The organism is Mycolicibacterium agri (assembly GCF_002553505.1).
Lineage (GTDB): Bacteria > Actinomycetota > Actinomycetes > Mycobacteriales > Mycobacteriaceae > Mycobacterium > Mycobacterium agri.
This window is the reverse complement of the sequence record NZ_PDCP01000081.1, coordinates 1-23218: the sequence shown is the minus strand read 5'-3', so window position 1 is coordinate 23218 and position 23218 is coordinate 1. Positions and strand designations below refer to the sequence as shown.

Below are 23218 nucleotides of genomic sequence, written 5' to 3'. Positions count from 1 at the left end.
GGGCAATGCTCCGCGACCACGCCGTCTACCAGCCCACAACTACTGCTGCGGCCGCTTGACAACGTCATTGAGAATCTCCTCTGTAGTGAAACCTGCGCCAGCTTGCGCGACCGCTCCATCTGATGCGCTGGCCTCCGCCAGCGCGGCCTTGAACGCCGTCCACCCCAGCAACGCACATTTGATCCGCGCCGGGTACTTGGCCACCCCGGCGAAAGCAATGCCGTCGCCGAGCACATCCTCATCGCCTTCGATGGTGCCGCGGGACGAGATCATCTCGTTGAACGCCGCGACCGTCTTCAACGCGTCACCGACGTTCTGGCCGATCACCAAATCGGTGAGCACGGAGGTCGAAGCCTGGCTGATCGAGCAGCCCTGCCCGTCGTAGGACACGTCAGCCACGTGCTCGCCGTCGTCGGACAGCGACACACGCAGCGTGACCTCGTCGCCGCACGTGGGGTTGACGTGATGCACCTCGGCGCCGAACGGCTCACGCAGCCCGCGGTGGTGCGGGTGCTTGTAGTGATCGAGGATCACTTCCTGATACATCTGCTCCATACGCACGGCGAAACCTCAGTCCCTGCCGAAGAATTCGACGGCGCGCTTGACGCCTGCCACCAACCGGTCCACCTCGTCGGCCGTGTTGTACAGCGCGAATGAGGCTCTCGCCGTCGCCGCGATGCCGAACTTGCGGTGCAGCGGCCACGCGCAGTGGTGCCCGACGCGCACGGCCACACCGTCGTCGTCGAGGATCTGGCCGACGTCGTGCGCGTGGACGCCGTCGACGACGAAGCTGACCGGCGACCCGCGGCCGACCAGCGATGTCGGCCCCACGATCCGGACACCGGGGACGGTGGACAAGCCTTCCAGTGCGGCGGCGACCAACTCGGCCTCGTGCGCCTCGACGGCCTCCATTCCGATGGCGCTGAGATAGCGTGCGGCCGCAGCCAGGCCGACGACTTGCGACGTCATCGGCGTGCCTGCCTCGAACCGTTGCGGCGCAGGCGCATAGGTGGTCTCCGCCATGGTGACCGTCTCGATCATCGAACCGCCGGTGATGAACGGTGGCATCGCGTCCAGAAGCTCGCCGCGGCCGTAGAGCACACCGATGCCGTTGGGACCCAACATCTTATGGCCCGAGAACGCGGCGTAGTCGACGCCGAGCGCGTGGAAGTCGACGGGCTGGTGCGGCACCGACTGGCAGGCGTCGAGCACCGTCAGCGCGCCGACGGCCTGCGCCCGCCGCACGAACTGCTCGACCGGTGCCACCGCGCCGGTGACGTTGGAGTGATGACTGAACGCCACCACCTTGACGCTGCGGTCCAGTTCCAGCGAGTCGAGGTCGATGCGGCCCTCGTGGTCCACCGAATACCACTTCAGCGTCGCGCCCGTGCGGCGCGCCAACTCCTGCCACGGCACCAGGTTGGCGTGGTGCTCCAGCTCGGTGGTGACGATGACGTCGCCGGGGCCGACCGCGCGGTCGAAGCGCTTGTCGCCCAACACGTATGCGACGAGGTTGATGGCCTCGGTGGCGTTCTTGGTGAACACCAACTCGTTCGGGTCGGCGCCGACGAACGCGGCGATGTCGGCGCGACCCTGCTCGTATGCGTCGGTGGACTCCTCCATCAGCTGGTGCGCGCCGCGGTGCACGGCGCCGTTGGAGGTGACGAGGAAGTCGCGTTCGGCGTCGAGGACCTGAACCGGCCGCTGCGAGGTCGCTCCCGAATCCAGATACGCCAACTGGCTTCCGCCGCGCATCACGCGTTTGAGGATCGGGAAGTCGGCCCGGATCCTCGCGATGTCAAAAGTGCTGGCGGATGCGGTCATCAGAGATGCTCCCGTGAGTCCAGTCAGGACGACGCGGCGGCCGCCTGCTGGGTGAACCGGACGTAACCGTTTTCCTCCAGCTCGTCGGCAAGCTCGGGTCCACCGGACTCGGCGATGCGGCCACCGACGAAGACGTGCACGAACTGCGGCTGGATGTAGCGCAGGATGCGGGTGTAGTGCGTGATCAACAGGACACCCCCGTTGGTCTCCTGCGCGTATCGATTCACGCCGTCACTGACGACACGCAGCGCGTCGACGTCCAGCCCGGAGTCGGTCTCGTCGAGGATCGCGATCTTGGGCTTGAGAAGCGACAGCTGAAGGATCTCGTGGCGCTTCTTCTCGCCGCCGGAAAAGCCTTCGTTGACACTGCGTTCGGAGAACGACGGGTCGATGTCGAGGTCGTCCATCGCGGCCTTGACCTCCTTGACCCAGTGCCGCAGCTTCGGCGCCTCACCGCGCACGGCGGTGGCCGCGGTGCGCAGGAAGTTCGACATCGACACACCGGGCACCTCGACCGGGTACTGCATGGCCAAGAACAGGCCGGCGCGGGCCCGCTCGTCGACGGTCATCTCCAGCACGTCCTGGCCGTCGAGGGTGATCGAGCCCGAGGTCACCGTGTACTTCGGGTGGCCGGCGATCGCATACGACAGCGTCGACTTGCCGGAGCCGTTGGGCCCCATCAGCGCATGCGTCTCCCCCGACTTCACCGTGAGATCGACGCCCTTGAGGATCGGGATCTCGTCGGTCGCGTCGGTGGCCGCGACGCTGACGTGCAGGTCTTTGATTTCCAGTGTGGTCATTCGTGGCTTCCTTGCAGGGTCTCGGTGAGCGCGAGCTCGTGTTCGATGGCGTCGGTCAACCGCTCGCGAACGGCGGGCACCGTGATTTTCTGGATGATTTCGCCGAAGAAACCGCGCACGATCAGCCGCCGCGCCTGATCTTCGGGGATGCCGCGCGCCTGCAGATAGAACAGCTGTTCGTCGTCGAATCGCCCCGTGGCGCTTGCGTGGCCGGCGCCGGCGATCTCACCGGTTTCGATTTCGAGGTTGGGCACCGAGTCGGCGCGGGCGCCGTCGGTCAGCACCAAATTGCGGTTCGTCTCGAAGGTGTCGGTTCCAGTGGCCGCGGCACGGATCAGCACGTCGCCGACCCACACGGTGTGGGTGTCGGGTCTCGACGAGTCCGGATCGCCTTGTAGCGCACCCTTGTACGTGACATGCGAGCGGCAGTGCGGCTCGGCGTGGTCGACCAGCAGCCGGGATTCGAAGTGCTGCCCGTCGTCGGCGAAGTACAGGCCGAGCAGCTCGGCGTCGCCGCCCGGTGCGCCGAAGCGCACCCGCCCCGTCATCCGCACGACGTCGCCGCCGAGGGTGACCGCGACGTGACGCAGCACGGCGTCCTTACCGAGTGCCGCGTGATGCATGCTGACGTTCACCGTGTCGTCGGCCCAGTCCGCGATCGACACCACCTTGAGCGTGGCGGCGTCGCCGACGACGAATTCGATGTTGTCGGCGTAGGTTCCGCTGCCGCGCTGGTCGATGATCACGACGGCCTCGCCGAGTTCACCGACCCGCACCTGCAGGTGTCCGTAGGCAGTGGCTCCTTCGCCGGGGCCGGTCACGACGATCTCGATCGGATCCTCGCACACCACGCCTTTGCCGACGGTGACGATCGTGGCGTTGTCGAACGACGAGAACGCTTGCGCGGCAACGCGATCAGCGGGGGCACCGGCTTCGCCGAGACGCTCGTCGCCGCGCTGCACCGTCTCGACGGTGACACCCTCGCACGCCGACACCTCGATGGTGGCGGATCCGGTCGCGGCCGCGGAGCCGTCGTGCAGGCCGCGCAGCCGCTTGAGCGGCGTGAACCGCCAGATCTCGTCGCGGCCACCGGGCACCTCGAAGGCGTTGACGTCGAACGAGGTGAAGATCTCGCCCTTGTTGAGCGCCGAGCCCGCGGTCGTACCTTCGACGGCCGTTGTCAGGTTCTCTGCCCTACTCAATCCCGTCGCTTCGCTCGCCCCGCTCACCCGACCGCGCCTTCCATCTGCAGCTCGATCAGGCGGTTGAGCTCCAGCGCGTACTCCATCGGCAGTTCCTTGGCGATCGGCTCGACGAAGCCGCGCACCACCATCGCCATCGCCTCGTCCTCGGTGAGGCCGCGGCTCATCAGATAGAACAGCTGATCCTCGCTGACCTTGGACACGGTGGCCTCGTGGCCCATCGTCACGTCGTCCTCGCGGATGTCGACGTAGGGGTAGGTGTCGGAGCGGCTGATCGTATCGACCAGCAGCGCATCGCATTTGACGCTGGAGCGCGATCCGTGCGCACCCTTGTTGACCTGGACCAGGCCGCGGTAGGACGCGCGGCCGCCACCGCGGGCCACCGACTTGGAGACGATGTTGCTGCTCGTATTGGGCGCCAGGTGCAGCATCTTGGCGCCGGTGTCCTGATGCTGGCCCTCGCCCGCGAACGCCACCGACAGCACCTCGCCCTTGGCGTGCTCGCCGGTCATCCACACGGCGGGGTACTTCATCGTGACCTTCGAGCCGATGTTGCCGTCGACCCACTCCATGGTGGCCCCGGCCTCGGCGCGGGCGCGCTTGGTGACCAGGTTGTAGACGTTGTTCGACCAGTTCTGAATGGTCGTGTAGCGGCAACGGCCACCGGGCTTGACGATGATCTCGACCACCGCGGAGTGCAGCGAGTCGCTCTTGTAGATCGGCGCGGTGCAGCCCTCGACGTAGTGCACGTAGGCGCCCTCGTCGACGATGATCAGCGTCCGCTCGAACTGGCCCATGTTCTCGGTGTTGATCCGGAAGTAGGCCTGCAGCGGGATGTCGACGTGCACGCCCGGCGGCACGTAGATGAACGAACCGCCCGACCACACCGCGGTGTTGAGCGCGGAGAACTTGTTGTCGCCCGCCGGGATCACCGTGCCGAAGTACTGCTTGAAGATCTCCGGATGCTCGCGCAGGCCGGTGTCGGTGTCGAGGAAGATGACGCCCTGGCTCTCCAGGTCCTCGCGGATCTGGTGGTAGACCACCTCGGACTCGTACTGCGCGGCCACGCCTGCGACAAGGCGCTGCTTCTCCGCCTCGGGGATGCCCAGCCTGTCGTAGGTGTTGCGGATGTCTTCGGGCAGGTCATCCCAGGACGCGGCCTGCTTCTCCGTCGAGCGCACGAAGTACTTGATGTTGTCGAAGTCGATGCCCTCGAGGTTGGAGCCCCACTTCGGCATCGGCTTCTTCTCGAACGTGCGAAGCGCCTTGAGCCGGATGTTGAGCATCCATTCGGGCTCGTTCTTCTTCGCGGAGATGTCGCGCACCACCGCTTCCGACAGACCGCGCTGCGCGGCGGCGCCTGCCTCGTCCGGGTCCGCCCAGCCATAGCCGTAGCGACCCAGCGACTCGATGGTCTGTTCCTGGGTCAAGACTTCTGGCGTGGTCGTCATGTGGACGCTCCTTGTGTGGTCGTGGTGGCTTCGGCGCGGGCTGTGCGCCGAAGTGTGGGCTGGTCCTGGCTGCCCGGTACGTGCAGTGGGACGTGCGTCGTGCACGCGCAGTCGCCGTTGACGATCGTGGCGAGCCGCTGCACGTGGGTGCCGAGCACCTCGGCGAACGCTTCCCGTTCGGCCTCGCACAACTCCGGGAACTCCTCGGCGACGTGCGACACCGGGCAGTGATGCTGGCAGAGCTCGATGCCGTGGATCGGGCCGCTCACCTCGGTTGTGGTGGCAGCGTAACCGGCGTTGGTCAACGCGTTCGCCATGCGACCGACAGTTGCTTCAACGTCGTCAGGGCCCTCGGTTACTCCCGCCAGGATGCTGTCGATCCGGCGCCGGGCGAAGGTCTTGACGGCGTCGTCGCCGCCGATCTCACGCAGCTGACGCATGGCCGCCGCGGCGAGGTCGTCGTAGGCGTGGCCCAGCTTGGCGCGCCCCGCAGCGGTCAACCGGTAGCGTCGCGCCGGCCTGCCGCGGCCGTTGTGCTGCCAGGACGCCGCCGCGCTCGACTGCGCGTCGCCGGCCTCGATCAAAGCATCCAGATGCCTGCGCACACCCGCGGCGGAGATGCCGAGCCGCTCGCCGATCTCACCTGCTGTGATCGGTCCGGCCTCCAGCAACAGCTGGACGATGGCGCCACGCGTGTGGCGATCATTGCCAGCGGCATCCGGACCGAATTTCACAACACCATTGTGACGGAATTAAGAAACCCGGTAAAGCAAGGTGATCCTTATCTCCCAGGTGCTCCCACATACCTCCGCGAAACGGCATCCACGCAGGCCCTTACTCGCACTTTCGCTGCCCAGATTCCGTTTCGCGAGGTGGCTTCGCGAGAGAATCGGACGCGTGAGCCTACAAAACCGACGCATTGTCCTAGCCGAGCGACCGTCCGGCATGGTCGACGAGCAGACCACGCGACTGGAAACCGAGCAGGTGCCTTTTTCCGACCTGAAGGACGGCCAAGCCCTGGTCAAAGTCGGTTATCTGTCCATCGACCCGACGATCCGCACCTGGATGGACGATGTCCCCGGGTACCTGCCGCCCATCCAGCTCGGCGAGGTGATCCGCAGCGGCGGCGTCGGCGAGATCGTCGAGAGCCGCACCGACGCCTACCGGCCGGGTCAGCTGGTGTTCGGCATGACCGGCTGGCAGGAGTACGTGGTCATCGACGGCTCAGAATCAGCCATGCAGGTGTTGCCCGAGGGGGTCTCCCCGACCGCGGCCATCGGCATCCTGGGCGTCACGGGCATGACCGCCTACTTCGGCCTGATCGACGTCGGCGGGGTCAAGGAAGGCGACGTGGTCATCGTCTCCGGCGCGGCGGGCGCGACAGGCTCCACGGTGGGCCAGATCGCCAAGATCAAGGGCGCGAAGAAGGTCGTCGGCATCGCCGGCGGCGCCGAGAAATGCGGCTACATCGTCGACGAGCTGGGCTTCGACGAGGCGATCGACTACAAGAGCGACAACGTCGCCAGGCGTCTGCGCGAGGCCTGCCCGGACGGCATCGACCTGTACTTCGACAACGTCGGCGGCTCGATCCTCAACGACTGCCTGGCCAACCTGGCGATGCGCGGCCGCGTCGTGCTGTGCGGGGCGATCTCGACCTACAACAGCGACGAGCCGCCACCAGGCCCGAGCAACTACCTGAACCTGCTGCTTCAGCGTGGCCGCATGGAGGGCTTCATCATCCTGGACTACCTCGACCGCTTCCCCGAGGCGCAACTCGAGATGGCGGGCTGGATCGCCGAGGGCAAGATCAAGTCGTCTGAGCACATCGTCGACGGCCTCGAGAACGCTCCCGACGCGCTGAACTTGTTGTTCACCGGCGGCAACACCGGCAAGGTGATCGTCAAGCTCTGATGGTTACGCTGCACTGATGGCTGCGCGCCTATGGTCTCTCTCCACCTCGATTGCCGGCTGGCATGGGGATGAACGGACCGTCGGTTCGCCCCTCAACGACGCCGAACTGATCGCGGTACGCCGCACGCGCCTGTTCGGGGCTACCGGCACGGTGGTGATGGCGATCGGCGCGCTCGGCGTCGGCGCCCGGCCCGTCGTGCAGGATCCGACGTTCGGCGTACGGCTGCTCAACCTGCCGTCGCGCATCCAGACCGTCTCGCTGACGATGACCACCACCGGCGCGGTGATGATGGCGCTGGCGTGGCTGATGCTGGGCCGCTTCGCGCTGGGTGAGCGGCGGATGAGCCGCAGCCAGTTGGACCGCACCCTCTTGTTGTGGGTGCTGCCGTTGCTCATCGCGCCGCCGATGTACAGCCGCGACGTGTACTCCTATCTGGCGCAGAGCGAGATCGCGATCAACGGCCTCGACCCGTACAAGGTCGGGCCCGCGACCGGCCTCGGCCTCGAGCACGTGTTCACGCTGTCGGTGCCGACCATGTGGCGCGAGACACCCGCGCCGTACGGTCCGCTGTTTTTATGGATAGGCCAAGGGGTTTCGGCGCTCACCGGCGAGAACATCGTCTTCGCGGTGCTGTGCCACCGAATACTGGTGTTGCTCGGCGTCGCGCTGATCGTGTGGGCCGTTCCGCGGCTCGCGCGGCGCTGCGGTGTCGCCGAGGTGAGCGCGTTGTGGCTGGGGGCGGCCAACCCGCTGCTGATCATGCATCTGGTGGCGGGCATCCACAACGAGGCGCTGATGCTGGGTCTGATGCTGGCGGGCACCGAGTTCGCGTTGCGCGGCGTGTACGCCAACGGGCCCCTGCTGCCGAAGCCGTTCGTGTGGCCGAGATCTCGCGACGACTGGGCGCGCTGGTGGCCGATGGCGATGCTGCTGCTCGGCGTCGTGCTGATCACCATGTCGTCACAGGTCAAGCTGCCGGGCCTGCTGGCGCTGGGCTTCGTCGCGATGGCGCTGGCGTGCCGGTGGGGCGGCACGGTCAAGGCGTTCTTCATCGCAGGCGGATCGTTGACCGCGGTGTCGATCGCGGTGATGGCGGTGATCGGCTGGGCCAGCGGGCTGGGCTTCGGCTGGCTGTTCACGCTGGGCACCGCCAACGTCGTCCGCAGCTGGATGTCGCTGCCGACGCTGTTGGCGCTCGGGACCGGCCAGGTGGGCATCCTGCTGGGGCTGGGCGATCACACCACCGCGGTGCTCGGCCTGACCCGCGGCATCGGCGTGTTCATCATCTCGATCGTCGTGACGTGGCTGCTTCTCGCGGTGCTGCGGGGGCGGCTGCACCCGATCGGCGGACTCGGTGTCGCGCTCGGCATGACGGTTCTGCTCTTCCCCGTGGTGCAGCCGTGGTACCTGCTGTGGGCGGTGATCCCGTTGGCGGCGTGGGCCACTCGGCGTTCGTTCCGCACCACCGCGATCGTGGTGACCTTCGTCGTCGGGGTCTTCGGCCCGACCGCCAACGGCGACCGGTTCACGGTCTTTCAGATCCTGCTCGCGACCGCGGCGAGCACGGTGGTCGTCGCGGCGCTCATCGCGATCACCTATTACCAACTGCCGTGGCGGAAGCTGCCGGATCCCGGCCCCCAGACCGACGTCGCACCCCTACCGCGGCCGGTGCGGGTGGAGCCTTCGCTACCGTGCCCCCGGGCCGCGACGGCCGACGCTTACGCTGAATCACCGTGACCTCCGGTTCCGACACGCCCGTGCGCCTGCGTGGGGTGTGCAAGCGGTACGGGTCGACGACCGCGGTCAAGGATCTGGACCTTGAGGTGCACTCCGCCGAGGTGTTGGCGCTGCTTGGCCCCAACGGCGCAGGCAAGACCACGACGGTGGAGATGTGCGAGGGCTTCATCAAGCCGGACGCGGGCAGCATCGAGATCCTCGGCCTCAACCCGTTCACCGACAACGCCCGCGTGCGCGAGCGCATCGGGGTCATGTTGCAGGGCGGCGGCGCGTACCCGGCCGCGCAGGCCGGCGAGATGCTCAAACTCGTTGCGGCCTACAGCGCCAACCCGCTGGACCCGCAGTGGCTGATGGAGACCCTCGGGCTGACCGAGGCGGCCAAGACCACGTATCGGCGGCTGTCAGGTGGACAACAGCAGCGGCTGGCGCTGGCGTGCGCGGTCGTCGGCCGCCCCGAACTGGTCTTCCTCGACGAGCCGACCGCGGGCATGGACGCACACGCGCGAATCGTGGTGTGGGAGCTGATCGATGCGCTGCGCAGCGACGGCGTCACCGTGGTGCTGACCACCCACCAGCTGACCGAGGCCGAGGAACTCGCCGACCGGTTGGTGATCATCGATCACGGCGTGGCCGTCGCCAGCGGGACCCCTGCCGAACTGATGCGCAGCGGCGCGGAGAACCAGCTGCGGTTCAAGGCCCCGCGAATGTTGGATCTGTCGCTTCTGATCTCGGCGCTGCCGGAAAGCTACAAGGCCACCGAGACCTCACCCGGCGAGTATCTGGTGGAGGGGCATATCGACCCGCAGGTGCTGGCGACGGTGACGGCGTGGTGTGCCCGGCTCAACGTGTTGGCCACCGACATGCGGGTGGAGCAGCGCAGCCTGGAAGACGTGTTTCTGGATCTGACCGGGCGGGAGTTGAGGCCGTAGATGAGCACGACGAATCGCTTCGCGCCAGGGACGTTTCGTCCCGATCCCCGACCTGCGTCGGTGCCGAAAATGCTCACCGCGCAGTTCGGTCTCGAACTGAAGTTGTTGTTGCGCAACGGCGAACAACTGCTGCTGACGCTGTTCATTCCCATCACACTGCTGATCGGGTTGACGCTTCTGCCGTTCGGGGAGTTCGGGCCCAATCGGGCGGCGACGTTCGTGCCGGCGATCATGGCGCTGGCGGTGATCTCCACGGCGTTCACCGGGCAGGCGATCGCCGTGGCGTTCGACCGCCGCTACGGCGCGCTCAAGCGGATCGGCGCGACCGCGCTGCCGGTGTGGGGCATCATCGCGGGCAAATCGCTCGCCGTGGTCGCGGTGGTGTTTCTGCAGTCGATCGTGTTGGGCGCCATCGGCATTGCGCTGGGCTGGCGACCCCACATCGGCGGGCTGGTGCTCGGGGCGGTGATCATCGCGCTGGGAACGGCCGGTTTCGCGGCGATGGGCTTGCTGCTCGGCGGCACGCTGCGCGCCGAGATCGTGCTGGCCGTCGCCAACCTGCTGTGGTTCGTGTTCGCCGGGCTCGGCGCGCTGACGCTGGAGGGTCAGGTCGTGCCGGAAGCCGTGCGGTGGGCCGCGCGGCTAACCCCGTCGGGCGCCTTGACCGAGGCGCTGACGCAGGCGATGTCGCTGTCGGTCGACTGGTTCGGTGTGGCCGTGCTCGCGGTGTGGGGTGGGGTCTCAGCACTGTGCGCACTGCGCTGGTTCCGGTTCACCTGAGGCCAGCTGCGGCAGCAGGTACTCGAGCTGGCCCACTTCCTCGATGTTGTGTTTCACCCATGCCCGCAGCTTGTCTTCTGGAAAGCGGTGCGCGACAAGCCTATTGACCGGTGACATCAGCGCCGAGCGGGCGCCGAGGTCCAACACGGTGACGTAATGCGCGCCGTCGGCGCCTGCCGACCAGGTGTGTTCGAGTTGGACGACGACAACGCCGGCTACGCGCTTGACCAGCCGAATGCCCGTCTCGTCGAGTTTCTCGACGCGGGCGATTTCGTCGATCCGCTATTCCGGCCTGCCGCCGAACGCCTCGACATCCGGAAGCGCGCCCCCTCGGCCGCGCCGCCGGACGGCGCCGAGCGTGCCAGTTCCCACGCGACGTGGTCGATCGGGTGCCAGGCCAGGTAGCGGTCGATGATCTGGTCGCCGTAGCGAATCGTGCCGCCCAGATGGGTGAACCAGTCGAGCAGCATCGCGGGCGTGACGCCGCGCAGCGGCGCGTGATCGATCGTCAGCCGGCGCCGGTGGTGCGGCGCGTCGGCGAAGCGGACGGCGGCCGTCTCGAGCGGGCGGAGCGGATCGAGCGCGGCGACGTGCGGCCCGACGTGCCCGTCGAGATCGCCAGGGAACTCGGCCAGAGCGTGCTGTGGCACCGGCTTCTGGTGACCGGCAATCCCATCACCGACGACCTCATCGTGGCGCTCGTCGACGACGTGCTGGTGCCGTTCGTCTCACTGCGGGGGTGAGTTGTAGCTGGCCCACCTGCGCTACTACGGCCTGTAGTTGCGATCCTCTACGATCGGGCCGTGCCCCTCGGACGGTTTTTGCTGCGGCTGGTGGACGTGCTGCCACTGCCCAGCTTGCGAACGCAGCGCCTCATCGCTGCCGCGGTCGTCCTGACGCAAGCGGGCATCGCCGTGACGGGGGCGATCGTCCGGGTCACCGCATCCGGCCTCGGCTGCCCCACCTGGCCGCAGTGCTTTCCGGGCAGCTTCACCCCCGTGCCGCACGCCGAAGTGCCCGGCATCCACCAGGCGGTCGAATTCGGCAACCGGATGATCACCTTCCTGGTGGTGGTGACCGCCGCGCTCGCGGTGCTGGCCGTCACCCGCGCCCGCCGACGTCGCGAGGTTCTCGTCTATGCGTGGCTGATGCCCGCGTCCACCGTCATGCAGGCGGTGATCGGCGGCATCACGGTGTTGACCGGGCTGCTCTGGTGGACGGTCGCGATCCACCTGCTCGTCTCGATGGCCATGGTGTGGCTCGCCGTGCTGCTGTTCGTGAAGATCGGCCAGCCCGATGACGGTGTGCCGACACCGCGCGTACCGAAACCGTTGCGGCAGTTGACGATTCTGACCGCGGTGGTGCTTGCCGCCCAGCTCGTCAGCGGCACGCTGGTCACCGGCGCGGGCCCGCACGCGGGCGACAAAAGCACCGAACGCATCGTTCCGCGGCTCGAGGTGGAGGTCACCACGCTGGTGCATGTGCACACCTCGCTGCTGGTGGCCTACCTCTCACTGCTCGTCGCGCTCGCCTTCGCGCTGGCGGCGGTGCGTGCGCCGCGACCGGTGTTCCTGCGCCTTGGCGTACTTCTGGTGTTCGTGCTGGCGCAGGGCCTGGTCGGCGCGGTGCAGTTCTACACCGGTGTGCCCGCCGCGCTGGTGGCGATTCACGTTGCGGGCGCGGCCGCGTGCACCGCGGCCACCTCGGCGCTATGGGCGTCGATGCGAGAACGGGCCAAGCCCGAGCCGGTCAAGGGCTGACTGCACGCCGATCGCGAACTTGCGCTGCGCCAGGTCGCGGGTCGCGCGGTCCAGCTGGCGCCAGCCCAGTGACGGCTCCACAAGTTCCAGTTCGAGCAGTACCGGGCGGTCGGGGCCGCCGATCAGGTCGACGCGCGCGTACAGCAGATCGGTGGCATTGATGTTCAGCCGTGCGGCCGCCGCCTCGAGCGCGGCGTGCCCGACGTCCCACAGCTCGAAGTCGGGTTCGGCGGGTGTGAGCGTCTCCTCGGCGTAGGTGCCGGAGGGGTCGAACACCGGGCGCTGGCCGGCGGGCGGCAGGATGGCGGCCTTGGTGAAGGCATGCGACTGCTCGCCGACCAGGAATACCAGCGCCGTCTCGCCGTCCTCCACCCTTGCGTCGTACGGCTGGATGAGCACGGTTTTTCCGGCGTCCTGCAGCGCAGCGGCATGCTCGCGCGCGGCCTGCGCGTCGGTAAAGCGTTGCGCGCCGACCGATCCGGCTCCGATCGACGGCTTGACCACCACCTCGCCCTTCGGCACGCGGACCCGCTCGCCGGGCGCGAAGAAACTGCTCGGCACCGTCGGCACACCGGCGTCGGCCAGGTCGGCGAGATAACGCTTGTCGGTGTTCCACCCGACGACCGCAGGCGGATTCAGCAGATTGCGGACCCTGGTGGTCCAGGCCAGAAACTCGTCGAGGCGGTCGATGTAGTCCCAGGTCGCCCGCAGGATGACGAGGTCGGCCGACAGCGTCTCCTGGTCGTCCCACGACAGCCAGCGGGCGTGCAGTCCGCGCTCGCGCAGGGCCCCGACGAGTTCGGCATCGTCGCCATCGCCCTCCGGCAGCGCTGGGCAGCCGGCGAGCACGATGCGAGGATGGCGGATGTCCGGCCGCGCAAGTTTCATGACGTAGGGATGATAGTCACCATGCAAGCCATTGAAGTCGCAGAAACCGGTGGGCCCGAGGTCCTGACCTACGTCGAGAGGCCGACGCCCTCCCCCGGGCCGGGTGAAGTCCTGATCAAGGCTGAGGCGATCGGCATCAACTTCATCGACACGTATTTCCGGTCGGGGCTGTATCCGCGCCCCACGCCGTTCATCCCGGGTCTGGAGGTGTGCGGCACGGTCGAGGCCGTCGGCGACGATGTGGCAGCACTCTCGGCGGGCGACCGGGTGGTCACCGCGCAGGCCAACGGTTCATATGCCGAATTCTGCACGGCGCCGGCGGATTTCTGCGCCTATGTACCCGAAGGCGTGAGCCCTGACGTGGCGGCCGCGTCGCTGCTGAAGGGGATGACGGCGCACTACCTGTTGAAGTCGGTGTACGCGGTGCAGCAGGGCGACAGCATCCTGGTGCACGCCGGTGCGGGCGGAGTCGGCCTGATCCTGACCCAGTGGGCCACCAGCATGGCCGCCCGGGTGATCACGACGGTGTCGACGCCGGAGAAGGCGGAACTGTCCCGGCAAGCGGGGGCGGCCGAGGTGCTCGACTACCCCGAGGATCCCGAGGAGTTCGGCGCCAAGATCAAGCAACTGACCGACGGCGGTGTCGCGGCGGTCTACGACGGCGTTGGCGCCGCCACGTTCGACGCGAGCCTGGCCAGCCTGGCGGTGCGGGGCATGCTCGCGCTGTTCGGCGCGTCCAGCGGGCCGGTCCCGCCGTTCGACCCGCAGCGGCTCAACGCGGCCGGTTCGGTGTTTCTGACCAGACCCACGCTCGCGCACTACACGCGTTCATCCGACGAATTCTCCTGGCGCGCAGGTGAATTGCTGGACGCGATCGCCGCGGGAACCATCAACGTCATGGTCAGTGAACGCTATCCGCTTGAGCACGCCGAGAAGGCCCACCGCGATCTGCAGGACCGCAAGACGGTCGGCTCGGTCGTGCTGGTGCCCTAGACCGGTTCGGCCCGGGGGAACGTCCATGACCCGTCGAGGATCTGCCGACGGGGCCGGTACAGCCGGACGGTGTAGTTCCAGCCTTCGGTGATGGGCAGACAGTTCGGTTTGTCGCCGTCGCAGCCGCCGAACAGGATGGTGGTGTTGCCGTCCGTGCCTTGTCGCGCGGTGACGTTGTTGACCGAATAGGCGTTCTGCGGGTTCGGCGAGAAGTAGCCGTCCTTGTTGTAGACGGTGACGGACCAGAATCCGTCCACCGGGACCTCGCCGACGGTCAGCCGGTGCACGGTGACGCCGTCGTTGCGAGGTGGCACGACGGTGAGATACAGCGCGTCCCGTTCCGGGTTGCCACCCCAGGCGTTGGCCGACCCGATCAGATGGCGGATCGGATCGACGTCCTCCCGCGTGCCGAACATCCGCTTGGTGTCCGGCAGAGCGCCTGCCAACGTCACCAGCGCATCGCGAACCGTCTTCTGGCTCACCGGATCCCAGTTGGGCACCTCGAACGACCCGGTGTCGTCCTGCTGCACCGTTATGGCGTCCTGCAGCGCGTGTACCGCGGAGAGATCGGCGGGATCGTTGGGGTCGACGAGGATGCGCACAGGGGTGGCGACGTAGCGGGTGCCGATCCGGTCGCGGGTCAGGGTGTGTTGACCCGCACCGTAGGCCACCTGGTGGGTGTAGTGGTCCTCGTCGATCACCTGCATCGACAGGAACCGGTCACCCGGGCCGGGCAGGGTGATCGTCACAGGGCCCGCATCGAGGTCGAACACCGCCGCCGAGTACAGCGTGTCCCGGTTGGACCGGATGACCAGCTGGTGGTCGATGGGTGCCAGTTCGCGGATGTGAAAGAACTTGGCGAACCCGCCGTTGTTGACGATGTTGCCGAAATAGAGGTCGCTTTCGGCGTGGACGAAATTGTCCGTGCTGACCGCTACAGGAACGCTCACACCGAGAACAGAGTCGGCAGGTTCAACGCGGAGTCGATGGCCAGCGCGCAGAACACCACGGCCAGGTAGTTGTTCGACTGCAAAAACAGCCGCAGCGGCTTGACCGGCTCGCCGCGGCGCACGCCGGCGTAGAGCTGGTGTGCCATCGCCAGGAACCACGTGCCCGCCACCAGCGCCACCGACGCGTACAGCCAGCCGGTGGCCAATGCCAGCGCCAGGGTCGTCAGCACCGTCAGCCACGTGTAGACGAGGATCTGCTTGGTCACCTGCCGCTCGGTGGCCACCGCGGGCAGCATCGGCACGCCGGCCGCGCGGTAGTCCTCCTTGTAGCGCATCGCCAGCGCCCAGGTGTGCGGCGGCGTCCAGAAGAAGATGATCGCGAACATCACCAGCGCAGGCCATTGGATGGTGCCGGTGACCGCCGACCAGCCGATCATCACCGGCATGCAGCCGGCCGCGCCGCCCCACACCACGTTCTGCGACGTGCGCCGCTTCAGCAGCAGCGTGTAGACCAGCACGTAGAACGCGATCGTCGCGCCCGCCAGATGCGCGGACAGCATGTTCGTCGTCCACCACAGCCAGAAGAACGACGCGACCGACAGCGCCAACCCGAAGATCAGCGCATGGCTGCGCGGCACGCTGTCGCGCGCCAGCGGCCGCCGCTCGGTGCGCTTCATCTTCTTGTCGATGTCGGCGTCGGCCACGCAGTTCAGCGTGTTGGCGCCCGCAGCGGCCAGCAGGCCACCCACCAACGTGTTGAAGATCAACAGCGGATTCACAGTGCCGCGGTCGGCCAGCAGCATCGCCGGGATCGTCGTCACCAGCAAAAGCTCGATGACCCGCGGTTTCGTCAATGCGACGTAGCCGACGAGGGTCGCGCTCAGCTGCCGCCGGAGCCGCTCGACCAGCGACCGATCGTGCAGCGCGGCGCGCTCCCGAGTGGTCACCAAATAACTCCTTGAATCCGCGGCAGCCGCGTCCTTCTACTACAGACGATGGTAGACCGCAGGGCGGCAGAACTCCTAGCTGGGTGGCGTGCACGAAAGATCAGCCCGCGATGTGCGACGCAGCCTGCGACGATTGCCGCCGTCGCACTAGGGTAGACACGGACCAGGCTCGCCGACCCAAGGAGTCAACTGGTGACAACCGTCGAAGAAATCTCGGCCCTTACTCGCCCCAACCACCCCGACGACTGGACCGACCTCGACACCGCCGCGGTCGACACCGTGCGTGTGCTGGCGGCGGATGCCGTGCACAAGGTGGGCAACGGTCACCCCGGTACGGCGATGAGCCTGGCGCCGCTGGCGTACACGCTGTTTCAGCGGGTGATGCGCCATGACCCCAACGACGTGCACTGGCTGGGCCGCGACCGTTTCGTGCTGTCGGCCGGTCACAGCAGCCTGACTCTCTACATTCAGCTCTACCTCGGCGGTTTCGGGCTCGAGCTGTCCGACCTCGAGGCGCTGCGCACCTGGAAGAGCAAGACGCCCGGCCACCCGGAGTTCCGCCACACCAAAGGCGTGGAGATCACCACCGGACCGCTCGGCCAGGGCCTGGCCTCGGCGGTCGGCATGGCGATGGCGTCCCGCTACGAGCGCGGCCTGTTCGACCCCGACGCCGCGCCGGGCACCAGCCCGTTCGACCACCACATCTACGTCATCGCCTCTGACGGCGACATCGAAGAGGGCGTCACCTCGGAGGCCTCCTCGATCGCGGGCACCCAGCAGCTGGGCAACCTGATCGTGTTCTACGACCACAACCAGATCTCGATCGAGGACGACACCAACATCGCCCTGAGCGAGGACACCGCCGCCCGCTACCGCGCCTACGGCTGGCACGTGCAGGAGGTCGAAGGCGGCGAGAACGTCGCCGGCATCCTCGAGGCCATCGAACAGGCCAAGGCCGTCACCGACAAGCCGTCGTTCATCGCGCTGCGCACCGTCATCGGCTATCCGGCGCCGAACCTGATGAACACCGGGAAAGCCCACGGCGCCGACCTGGGTGCCGAAGAGGTTGCCGCCGTCAAGAAGATCCTCGGCTTCGACCCCGAGAAGTCGTTCGAGGTCCGCGACGAGGTCCTCGCCCACACCCGCAAGCTGGTCGACCGTGGCAAGGAAGCACACGCCAAGTGGCAGACCGACTTCGACGCGTGGGCCGAACGCGAGCCGGAACGCAAGAAGCTGCTCGACCGGCTGCTGGCGCAGGAACTGCCCGAGGGCTGGGACGCCAACCTGACCCGCTGGGAACCCGGCTCCAAGCCGGTGGCCACCCGCGCCGCGTTCGGCCAAGTGCTCAACGACGTCGCGCCCCACCTGCCCGAGCTGTGGGGCGGCTCCGCCGACCTGGCGGGCAGCAACAACACCACCATCAAGGGCGTGAACTCCTTTGGTCCTCCGTCGATTTCGACCAAGGAGTTCACCGCCGACTGGTACGGCCGGGTGCTGCACTTCGGTGTGCGCGAGCACGCGATGGGCGCCATCCTGTCCGGCATCGTGCTGCACGGGCCGACCCGCGCGTTCGGCGGCACCTTCCTGCAGTTCTCCGACTACATGCGGCCGGCGGTCCGGCTCGCGTCGTTGATGGACATCGACACCATCTACGTCTGGACCCACGATTCGATCGGTCTCGGCGAGGACGGCCCCACACACCAGCCCATCGAGCATCTGGCGGCGCTGCGGGCCATCCCGAACCTCTCGATCGTCCGCCCGGGCGACCCCAACGAGACGGCCTACGCCTGGCGCAGCATCCTGGCCCGCGGCAATGGCAGCGGACCGGTCGGGTTCATCCTGACCCGCCAGGCCATTCCGGTGCTCGAAGGCACCGACCCCGACGGTGTCGCCCGCGGCGGCTACGTGCTCGGCGGGACTCCTGAGGAGGATCCCGACGTCGTCCTGATCGCCACCGGCTCCGAGCTTCAACTCGCGGTTGAGGCGCAGAAGATCCTGGCGGACAAGGACATCACCGCCACCGTGGTGTCGATGCCATGCGTTGAATGGTTCGAATCCCAGCCCGTCGAGTACCGCGACAGCGTGCTGCCGCCGTCGGTTTCGGCACGCGTCGCCGTCGAAGCGGCCGTCGCGCAGAGCTGGTACAAGCTCGTCGGCGACACCGGAGAGATCGTCTCGATCGAGCACTACGGCGAATCGGCCGACTACAAGACCCTGTTCCGCGAGTTCGGGTTCACACCCGAAGCCGTCGTGGCCGCCGCGGAGCGATCACTCGACAACTGAGAAAGGCAAGACAGATGACCGAGACCAATGCCAACCTCGCCGCGCTGTCTGCGGCAGGCGTGTCCGTCTGGCTGGATGACCTATCGCGCGACCGGTTGAACACCGGCAACCTCCAGCAGCTGATCGACACCCGCAGCGTCGTCGGGGTGACCACCAACCCGACGATCTTCCAGACCGCGATGTCGAAGGGCAGTGCGTACGACGCCCAGCTGCGGGAGCTGGCCGAGCGCGGTGCCGACGTGGACGCCGCGATCCGCACCGTCACCACCGACGACGTGCGTAACGCGTGCGACGTGCTGCGGCCGCAGTGGGAAGCCTCCGACGGCGTCGACGGCCGGGTGTCCATCGAGGTAGACCCGCGGCTGGCCAACGACACCGACAAGACGATCCTGCAGGCCATCGAGCTGTGGAAGATCGTCGACCGGCCGAACCTGTTGATCAAGATCCCGGCCACCATGGAAGGCCTGCCCGCGATCACTTCCGTCATCGCCGAGGGCATTTCGGTGAACGTCACGCTGATCTTCTCGGTCGAGCGGCACCGCATGGTGATGGACGCCTACCTCGCCGGGCTGGAGAAGGCCAAGGAGGCCGGCCACGACCTGTCCAAGATCCATTCGGTCGCATCGTTCTTCGTGTCTCGCGTCGACACCGAGATCGACAAGCGGCTGGACAAGATCGGCACCGACGAAGCGTTGGCCCTGCGCGGTCAGGCCGGTGTCGCCAACGCCCGGCTCGCCTACGCCGCCTACGAGGAGGTGTTCGTCGGCGGAAAGCGCTTTGAGGCCCTCAAGGCCGACGGCGCCCGGGTGCAGCGTCCGCTGTGGGCCTCCACCGGCGTGAAGAACCCGGACTACTCCGACACCCTGTATGTCACCGAGTTGGTGGCACCGAACACGGTGAACACCATGCCGGAGAAGACCATCGAGGCCGTCGCCGATCACGGCGTGATCCGCGGCGACACCGTCACCGGCACCGCGGGCGCGGCGCAGGAGGTCTTCGACAAGCTGGCCGCGGTCGGCATCGACCTGCCCGACGTCTTCCGGGTGCTCGAAGACGAAGGCGTGCAGAAGTTCAAAGCTTCGTGGCTCGAATTGATCGAAGAGACCAAGGCGCAGCTCGACGCCGCGAAGAAATGAGCCCGCAGAACACTTCTGTCGAGATCACCGCCGCCCCCGCCGGCTGGCGAAACCCGTTGCGGGACAAGCGTGACAAGCGCATGCCCCGCATCCCGGGCCCGTGCGGGGTGGTGATCTTCGGCGTCACCGGGGATCTGGCGCGCAAGAAGTTGATGCCAGCAATCTACGACCTGGCGAACCGGGGGCTGCTGCCCGCCAACTTCGCGCTGGTCGGATTCGCCCGAAGAGACTGGGCCGACGAGGATTTCGGCAAGCTGGTCTGCGAGGCGGTGCGCCAGCACGCCCGCACGCCGTATCGCCAGGAGGTGTGGGACCGGCTCGCCGAGGGAATCCGGTTCGTACAGGGCACCTTCGACGACGAGAAGTCGTTCGGGCGGCTGGCCGAGACGCTGGAGAAGCTCGACGCCGAGCGCGGGACCGGCGGCAACCATGCGTTCTACCTGTCGATTCCGCCTAAGGCGTTCCAGACGGTGTGCGAGCAGCTGCAGAAGACCGGGCTGGCCCGGCCGCAGCAGGACCGCTGGAGCCGGGTGGTGATCGAGAAGCCGTTCGGCCACGACCTGCAGAGCGCCCAGGAGCTCAACGCCGTCGTCAACAGCGTGTTTCCCGAGGAGTCGGTCTTCCGTATCGACCACTATCTCGGCAAGGAGACCGTGCAGAACATCTTGGCGCTGCGCTTCGCCAACGAACTGTACGAGCCGGTGTGGAACAACAATTACGTCGACCACGTGCAGATCACGATGGCCGAGGACATCGGGCTCGGCGGACGCGCCGGCTACTACGACGGTGTCGGCGCGGCACGCGACGTGATCCAGAACCACCTGCTGCAGTTGATGGCGCTGACCGCCATGGAGGAGCCGGTCAACTTCAGCCCGCACGAATTGCAGGCCGAGAAGATCAAGGTGTTGTCGGCGACCCAGCCCATGCTGCCGCTGGACCAGACCACCGCGCGCGGCCAGTACACCGCGGGCTGGCAGGGCAGCGAGAAGGTCCCGGGGCTGCTGGAGGAGGAGGGCTTCTCGAAGGACTCGATTACCGAGACCTTCGCCGCCATCGCGCTCGAGGTGGACACCAGGCGCTGGGCTGGTGTGCCGTTCTTCCTGCGCACCGGAAAGCGGTTGGGCCGCAGGGTCACCGAGATCGCTCTGGTGTTCAAGCGAGCGCCGCACCTGCCGTTCGACACGACGATGACCGAGGAACTCGGCAAGAACGCGTTGGTGCTGCGGGTACAACCCGACGAGGGCATCACGCTGCGGTTCGGCTCCAAGGTGCCCGGCAGCCAGATGGAGGTCCGCGACGTCAACATGGACTTCTCCTACAGTTCGGCGTTCGCCGAGGACTCGCCCGAGGCCTACGAACGGCTGATCCTGGACATGCTGCTCGGCGAACCGTCGCTGTTCCCGGTCAACCGCGAGGTCGAATTGTCGTGGGAGATCCTCGATCCGGTCCTGGAGCACTGGGCTGAGCACGGCAAGCCCGACCCGTACGAATCGGGCACGTGGGGCCCGGATTCGGCGTTCGACATGATCCACCGCATGGGTCGGGAATGGAGGCGGCCGTGATCATCAATTTGCCCGGCACCACGACCAACGACATCAACAAGAAGATCATCAGCCTGCGCGAAGAGGGCGGCGCGATCACGATGGGCCGGGTGCTGACGCTGGTCATCGCGCTCGACACCGACGAGGCTCTCGAGGAGTCGATCGAGGCGGCGAATTTCGCCAGTCGTGAGCACCCCTGCCGGGTGATCGCGGTGCTGCCCGTCGACCGCGACGCCGCCGAACCGCGCCTGGACGCCGAAATCCGTGTCGGCGCCGACGCGGGCGCGGGCGAGGTCGTGGTGTTGCGGCTCTCCGGTGAGATCGCCGACCACGCCAGCAGCGTCGTGCTGCCCTTCCTGCTGCCCGACACCCCGGTGGTGGCGTGGTGGCCGGTCGGCGCTCCCGCGGTGCCCGCCAAGGATCCGTTGGGGCAGTTGGCAATTCGGCGGATCACCGATGCGACCAACACCGCCGACCCGTTGGCGGCGATCAAGAGCAGGCTGAAGGGCTACACCGCGGGAGACACCGATCTCGCGTGGAGCCGCATCACGTACTGGCGTGCGCTGCTGGCGTCGGCGCTCGACCAACCCCCGTTCGAGCCGATCGACTCGGCGCTGGTGTCCGGCCTGAAAACCGAGCCGGCGCTGGACATCCTGGCGGGCTGGCTGGCCAGCCGGATCGACGGCAAGGTGCAGCGGGTGGTGGGCGACCTGAAGGTCGAACTGCACCGGCCCAGTGAGACGGTGACGTTGAGCCGTCCGCAGACAGGGGTGACCGCCACCCTGACCCGCACGAGCAGGCCGGAGGCCTTGATTCCGTTGGCGCGCAGGGACACCAGGGAATGTCTGGCCGAGGATCTGCGCCGCCTGGACGCCGACGAGATCTACTTCCAGGCGCTCGCCGGGATCGACAAAGTGGAGTACGTGTGAGCACAGCCAGCACCATCGTCGAGAAGTATGCGGACAAGGCGACGCTCGTCGCCGCGGCGGGTGACCGCCTCATCGGCGCCATCAACGACGCCATCTCCTCGAGGGGCCAGGCGCTGGTCGTGCTGACCGGCGGCGGCACCGGAATCGGCTTGCTCGAACATGTTCGGGAAAGCGGCGCGGCGATCGACTGGTCGAAGGTGCGGGTGTTCTGGGGCGATGAACGCTACGTGCCCACCGACGACGACGAGCGCAACGAGAAGCAGGCCCGCGAAGCGCTGCTCGACCACGTCGACATCCCCGCGGCCAACATCCACGCGATGCCCGCCAGCGACGGCGACTTCGGCGACGACCTCGACGCGGCCGCGCTGGCCTACGAGCACGTGCTGGCCGCCAATGCCGAAGATGGGCAACCTGTACCGGATTTCGATGTCCACCTGCTCGGCATGGGCGGCGAGGGCCACATCAACTCGCTGTTCCCGCACAGCGCCGCGGTGCGGGAGACCAGTCGGCAGGTGGTCGGTGTGGCCGACTCCCCCAAGCCGCCGCCACGGCGAATCACCTTGACGCTGCCCGCGGTTACGCGTTCGCGGCAGGTGTGGCTGGTGGTGTCGGGCGCGGAGAAGGCCGATGCGGTGGCCGCCGCGGTCGGGGGTGCCGACCCCGACGACGTGCCCGCCGCGGGGGCCAAGGGCCGCGAGTCGACGGTGTGGCTGCTCGACGAGGACGCCGCGAGCAAGCTCTAGTCGTTCCTGTCTGCCAACCCCTCGGCGTATCCCGCGATGTAATCGGCTGTCGCGTGGGTGACATCGGCGCCCGTCGCGAGGGCTGCCCTCGGATCGCATTGACACTGTGTGTGCTGCATGCCGATCAGACGCTGATGCGGCGGCAACGGTTGGCGATTTCAGGCAGTGGATGCAACAGCGGGTGGTTTTGGCGGGTTTGAGAGTAGCTCGTCGAGGACTTCAGCGGGTTTCTTCCAGCCGAGGGTTTTGCGGGGTCGGGTGTTGAGTTGGGCGGCAACGTAGTCGAGGTAGTCGGCCGGGAACACTGATAGGTCGGTGCCTTTAGCAAAGTATTGGCGCAGCAGCCCGTTGGTGTTCTCGTTACTGCCGCGTTGCCATGGCGAGTGCGGATCGCAGAAGTAGATATCGAGCTC

23 protein-coding genes are annotated in these 23218 nt (G+C 67.3%); 13 read left to right on the top strand and 10 right to left on the bottom strand.

Annotated features, from left to right (window positions below):
* Window positions 1-39: 39 nt before the first annotated feature.
* Genes sufU through CQY20_RS27730 form a run of 6 tightly spaced genes read right to left on the bottom strand, consistent with a single transcriptional unit; the run spans window position 40 to window position 6011 of the window.
* Complete coding sequence (gene sufU / locus CQY20_RS27755) at window positions 40-561, bottom strand: Fe-S cluster assembly sulfur transfer protein SufU (protein ID WP_097943589.1); 522 nt, start codon at window positions 559-561, stop codon at window positions 40-42.
* A 9-nt stretch (window positions 562-570) separates the two neighbouring features.
* Window positions 571-1824, bottom strand: coding sequence for a cysteine desulfurase (locus CQY20_RS27750; protein WP_097943588.1), 1254 nt, complete (start codon window positions 1822-1824; stop codon window positions 571-573).
* A 23-nt stretch (window positions 1825-1847) separates the two neighbouring features.
* Window positions 1848-2624, bottom strand: coding sequence for a Fe-S cluster assembly ATPase SufC (sufC, locus tag CQY20_RS27745; RefSeq protein WP_097943587.1), 777 nt, complete (start codon window positions 2622-2624; stop codon window positions 1848-1850).
* A complete protein-coding gene (gene sufD, locus CQY20_RS27740; protein WP_234816445.1) occupies window positions 2621-3853 on the bottom strand; it encodes a Fe-S cluster assembly protein SufD in 1233 nt (410 codons plus the stop codon). The genes sufC and sufD overlap by 4 nt, the downstream gene beginning before the upstream one ends.
* Complete coding sequence (sufB, locus tag CQY20_RS27735) at window positions 3850-5277, bottom strand: Fe-S cluster assembly protein SufB (protein ID WP_097943585.1); 1428 nt, start codon at window positions 5275-5277, stop codon at window positions 3850-3852. The genes sufD and sufB overlap by 4 nt, the downstream gene beginning before the upstream one ends.
* The gene (locus CQY20_RS27730; RefSeq protein ID WP_097943583.1) at window positions 5274-6011 is read right to left on the bottom strand and encodes a helix-turn-helix transcriptional regulator; all 738 of its coding nucleotides are present in this window, start codon (window positions 6009-6011) and stop codon (window positions 5274-5276) included. The genes sufB and CQY20_RS27730 overlap by 4 nt, the downstream gene beginning before the upstream one ends.
* Before the next feature lie 163 nt (window positions 6012-6174).
* On the opposite strand from CQY20_RS27730, the gene CQY20_RS27725 reads away from it, so the two are divergent.
* The 7 genes from CQY20_RS27725 (at window position 6175) to CQY20_RS27695 (ending at window position 12395) form a co-directional block, all read left to right on the top strand.
* Complete coding sequence (locus CQY20_RS27725; protein WP_097943581.1) at window positions 6175-7188, top strand: NADP-dependent oxidoreductase; 1014 nt, start codon at window positions 6175-6177, stop codon at window positions 7186-7188.
* A gap of 16 nt (window positions 7189-7204) precedes the next feature.
* Window positions 7205-8926, top strand: coding sequence for a polyprenol phosphomannose-dependent alpha 1,6 mannosyltransferase MptB (gene mptB / locus CQY20_RS27720; protein ID WP_163700294.1), 1722 nt, complete (start codon window positions 7205-7207; stop codon window positions 8924-8926).
* Entirely contained in the window at window positions 8923-9855 is a 933-nt protein-coding gene (locus tag CQY20_RS27715) for an ABC transporter ATP-binding protein (protein WP_174814630.1), read from the top strand. Before mptB ends, CQY20_RS27715 begins: the two co-directional genes overlap by 4 nt.
* On the top strand, window positions 9856-10635 hold the full coding sequence (locus CQY20_RS27710; RefSeq protein WP_097943577.1) for an ABC transporter permease: 780 nt from the start codon (window positions 9856-9858) through the stop codon (window positions 10633-10635). It abuts the gene before it with no gap.
* A 156-nt stretch (window positions 10636-10791) separates the two neighbouring features.
* Window positions 10792-11040 carry a hypothetical protein gene (locus CQY20_RS34590; RefSeq protein ID WP_133119144.1) on the top strand — a complete coding sequence of 83 codons (249 nt, stop codon included), beginning with the start codon at window positions 10792-10794 and terminating at the stop codon, window positions 11038-11040.
* Window positions 11041-11081: 41 nt separating this feature from the next.
* Window positions 11082-11378 carry a TetR-like C-terminal domain-containing protein gene (locus CQY20_RS34585; protein WP_133119143.1) on the top strand — a complete coding sequence of 99 codons (297 nt, stop codon included), beginning with the start codon at window positions 11082-11084 and terminating at the stop codon, window positions 11376-11378.
* 60 nt (window positions 11379-11438) lie between these two features.
* Complete coding sequence (locus CQY20_RS27695) at window positions 11439-12395, top strand: COX15/CtaA family protein (protein ID WP_097943576.1); 957 nt, start codon at window positions 11439-11441, stop codon at window positions 12393-12395.
* On the opposite strand, the gene CQY20_RS27690 is transcribed toward CQY20_RS27695, so the two are convergent.
* Window positions 12345-13283 (bottom strand): ATP-grasp domain-containing protein, encoded by a 939-nt coding sequence (locus tag CQY20_RS27690; RefSeq protein ID WP_097943574.1) that lies wholly within the window; start codon window positions 13281-13283, stop codon window positions 12345-12347. The two genes, CQY20_RS27695 and CQY20_RS27690, sit on opposite strands and share 51 nt — an antisense overlap.
* A gap of 21 nt (window positions 13284-13304) precedes the next feature.
* Here CQY20_RS27690 and CQY20_RS27685 point away from each other — a divergent pair, with 21 nt between their 5' ends.
* Window positions 13305-14276 (top strand): quinone oxidoreductase family protein, encoded by a 972-nt coding sequence (locus CQY20_RS27685; RefSeq protein ID WP_097943593.1) that lies wholly within the window; start codon window positions 13305-13307, stop codon window positions 14274-14276.
* On the opposite strand, the gene CQY20_RS27680 is transcribed toward CQY20_RS27685, so the two are convergent.
* Together CQY20_RS27680 and CQY20_RS27675 are read right to left on the bottom strand one after the other, a co-directional pair.
* Window positions 14273-15226 (bottom strand): DUF1254 domain-containing protein, encoded by a 954-nt coding sequence (locus CQY20_RS27680; RefSeq protein ID WP_097943572.1) that lies wholly within the window; start codon window positions 15224-15226, stop codon window positions 14273-14275. The two genes, CQY20_RS27685 and CQY20_RS27680, sit on opposite strands and share 4 nt — an antisense overlap.
* Entirely contained in the window at window positions 15223-16149 is a 927-nt protein-coding gene (locus CQY20_RS27675; protein WP_097943591.1) for a heme o synthase, read from the bottom strand. The genes CQY20_RS27680 and CQY20_RS27675 overlap by 4 nt, the downstream gene beginning before the upstream one ends.
* Before the next feature lie 216 nt (window positions 16150-16365).
* Here CQY20_RS27675 and tkt point away from each other — a divergent pair, with 216 nt between their 5' ends.
* The 5 genes from tkt to pgl are packed head-to-tail and all read left to right on the top strand — an operon-like array spanning window position 16366 to window position 22805.
* Window positions 16366-18456 carry a transketolase gene (tkt, locus tag CQY20_RS27670; protein ID WP_097943570.1) on the top strand — a complete coding sequence of 697 codons (2091 nt, stop codon included), beginning with the start codon at window positions 16366-16368 and terminating at the stop codon, window positions 18454-18456.
* Window positions 18457-18470: 14 nt separating this feature from the next.
* Window positions 18471-19592 (top strand): transaldolase, encoded by a 1122-nt coding sequence (tal, locus tag CQY20_RS27665; RefSeq protein WP_097943568.1) that lies wholly within the window; start codon window positions 18471-18473, stop codon window positions 19590-19592.
* Window positions 19589-21154: a glucose-6-phosphate dehydrogenase gene (gene zwf, locus CQY20_RS27660; RefSeq protein ID WP_097943566.1), complete on the top strand. Its 1566-nt coding sequence runs from the start codon at window positions 19589-19591 to the stop codon at window positions 21152-21154. Before tal ends, zwf begins: the two co-directional genes overlap by 4 nt.
* Entirely contained in the window at window positions 21151-22062 is a 912-nt protein-coding gene (opcA, locus tag CQY20_RS27655; protein ID WP_097943590.1) for a glucose-6-phosphate dehydrogenase assembly protein OpcA, read from the top strand. Before zwf ends, opcA begins: the two co-directional genes overlap by 4 nt.
* The gene (gene pgl, locus CQY20_RS27650; protein ID WP_234816444.1) at window positions 22059-22805 is read left to right on the top strand and encodes a 6-phosphogluconolactonase; all 747 of its coding nucleotides are present in this window, start codon (window positions 22059-22061) and stop codon (window positions 22803-22805) included. Before opcA ends, pgl begins: the two co-directional genes overlap by 4 nt.
* Before the next feature lie 158 nt (window positions 22806-22963).
* Here the strand turns inward: pgl and CQY20_RS27645 are convergent.
* A partial coding sequence (locus tag CQY20_RS27645; RefSeq protein WP_109789712.1) for an IS30 family transposase occupies window positions 22964-23218 on the bottom strand: 255 nt, incomplete at its 5' end.

Bases quoted from the DNA above. Each gene is read 5' to 3' on its own strand.
- CQY20_RS27750 (WP_097943588.1), bottom strand. From the start codon at position 1,824: ATGACCGCATCCGCCAGCACTTTTGACATCGCGAGGATCCGGGCCGAC.
- CQY20_RS27690 (WP_097943574.1), bottom strand. From the start codon at position 13,283: ATGAAACTTGCGCGGCCGGACATCCGCCATCCTCGCATCGTGCTCGCC.
- zwf (WP_097943566.1), top strand. From the start codon at position 19,589: ATGAGCCCGCAGAACACTTCTGTCGAGATCACCGCCGCCCCCGCCGGC.
- CQY20_RS27685 (WP_097943593.1), top strand. From the start codon at position 13,305: ATGCAAGCCATTGAAGTCGCAGAAACCGGTGGGCCCGAGGTCCTGACC.
- CQY20_RS34585 (WP_133119143.1), top strand. From the start codon at position 11,082: ATGGGTGAACCAGTCGAGCAGCATCGCGGGCGTGACGCCGCGCAGCGG.
- tal (WP_097943568.1), top strand. From the start codon at position 18,471: ATGACCGAGACCAATGCCAACCTCGCCGCGCTGTCTGCGGCAGGCGTG.
- CQY20_RS27710 (WP_097943577.1), top strand. From the start codon at position 9,856: ATGAGCACGACGAATCGCTTCGCGCCAGGGACGTTTCGTCCCGATCCC.
- sufC (WP_097943587.1), bottom strand. From the start codon at position 2,624: ATGACCACACTGGAAATCAAAGACCTGCACGTCAGCGTCGCGGCCACC.
- sufB (WP_097943585.1), bottom strand. From the start codon at position 5,277: ATGACGACCACGCCAGAAGTCTTGACCCAGGAACAGACCATCGAGTCG.
- mptB (WP_163700294.1), top strand. From the start codon at position 7,205: ATGGCTGCGCGCCTATGGTCTCTCTCCACCTCGATTGCCGGCTGGCAT.
- CQY20_RS34590 (WP_133119144.1), top strand. From the start codon at position 10,792: ATGCGCGCCGTCGGCGCCTGCCGACCAGGTGTGTTCGAGTTGGACGAC.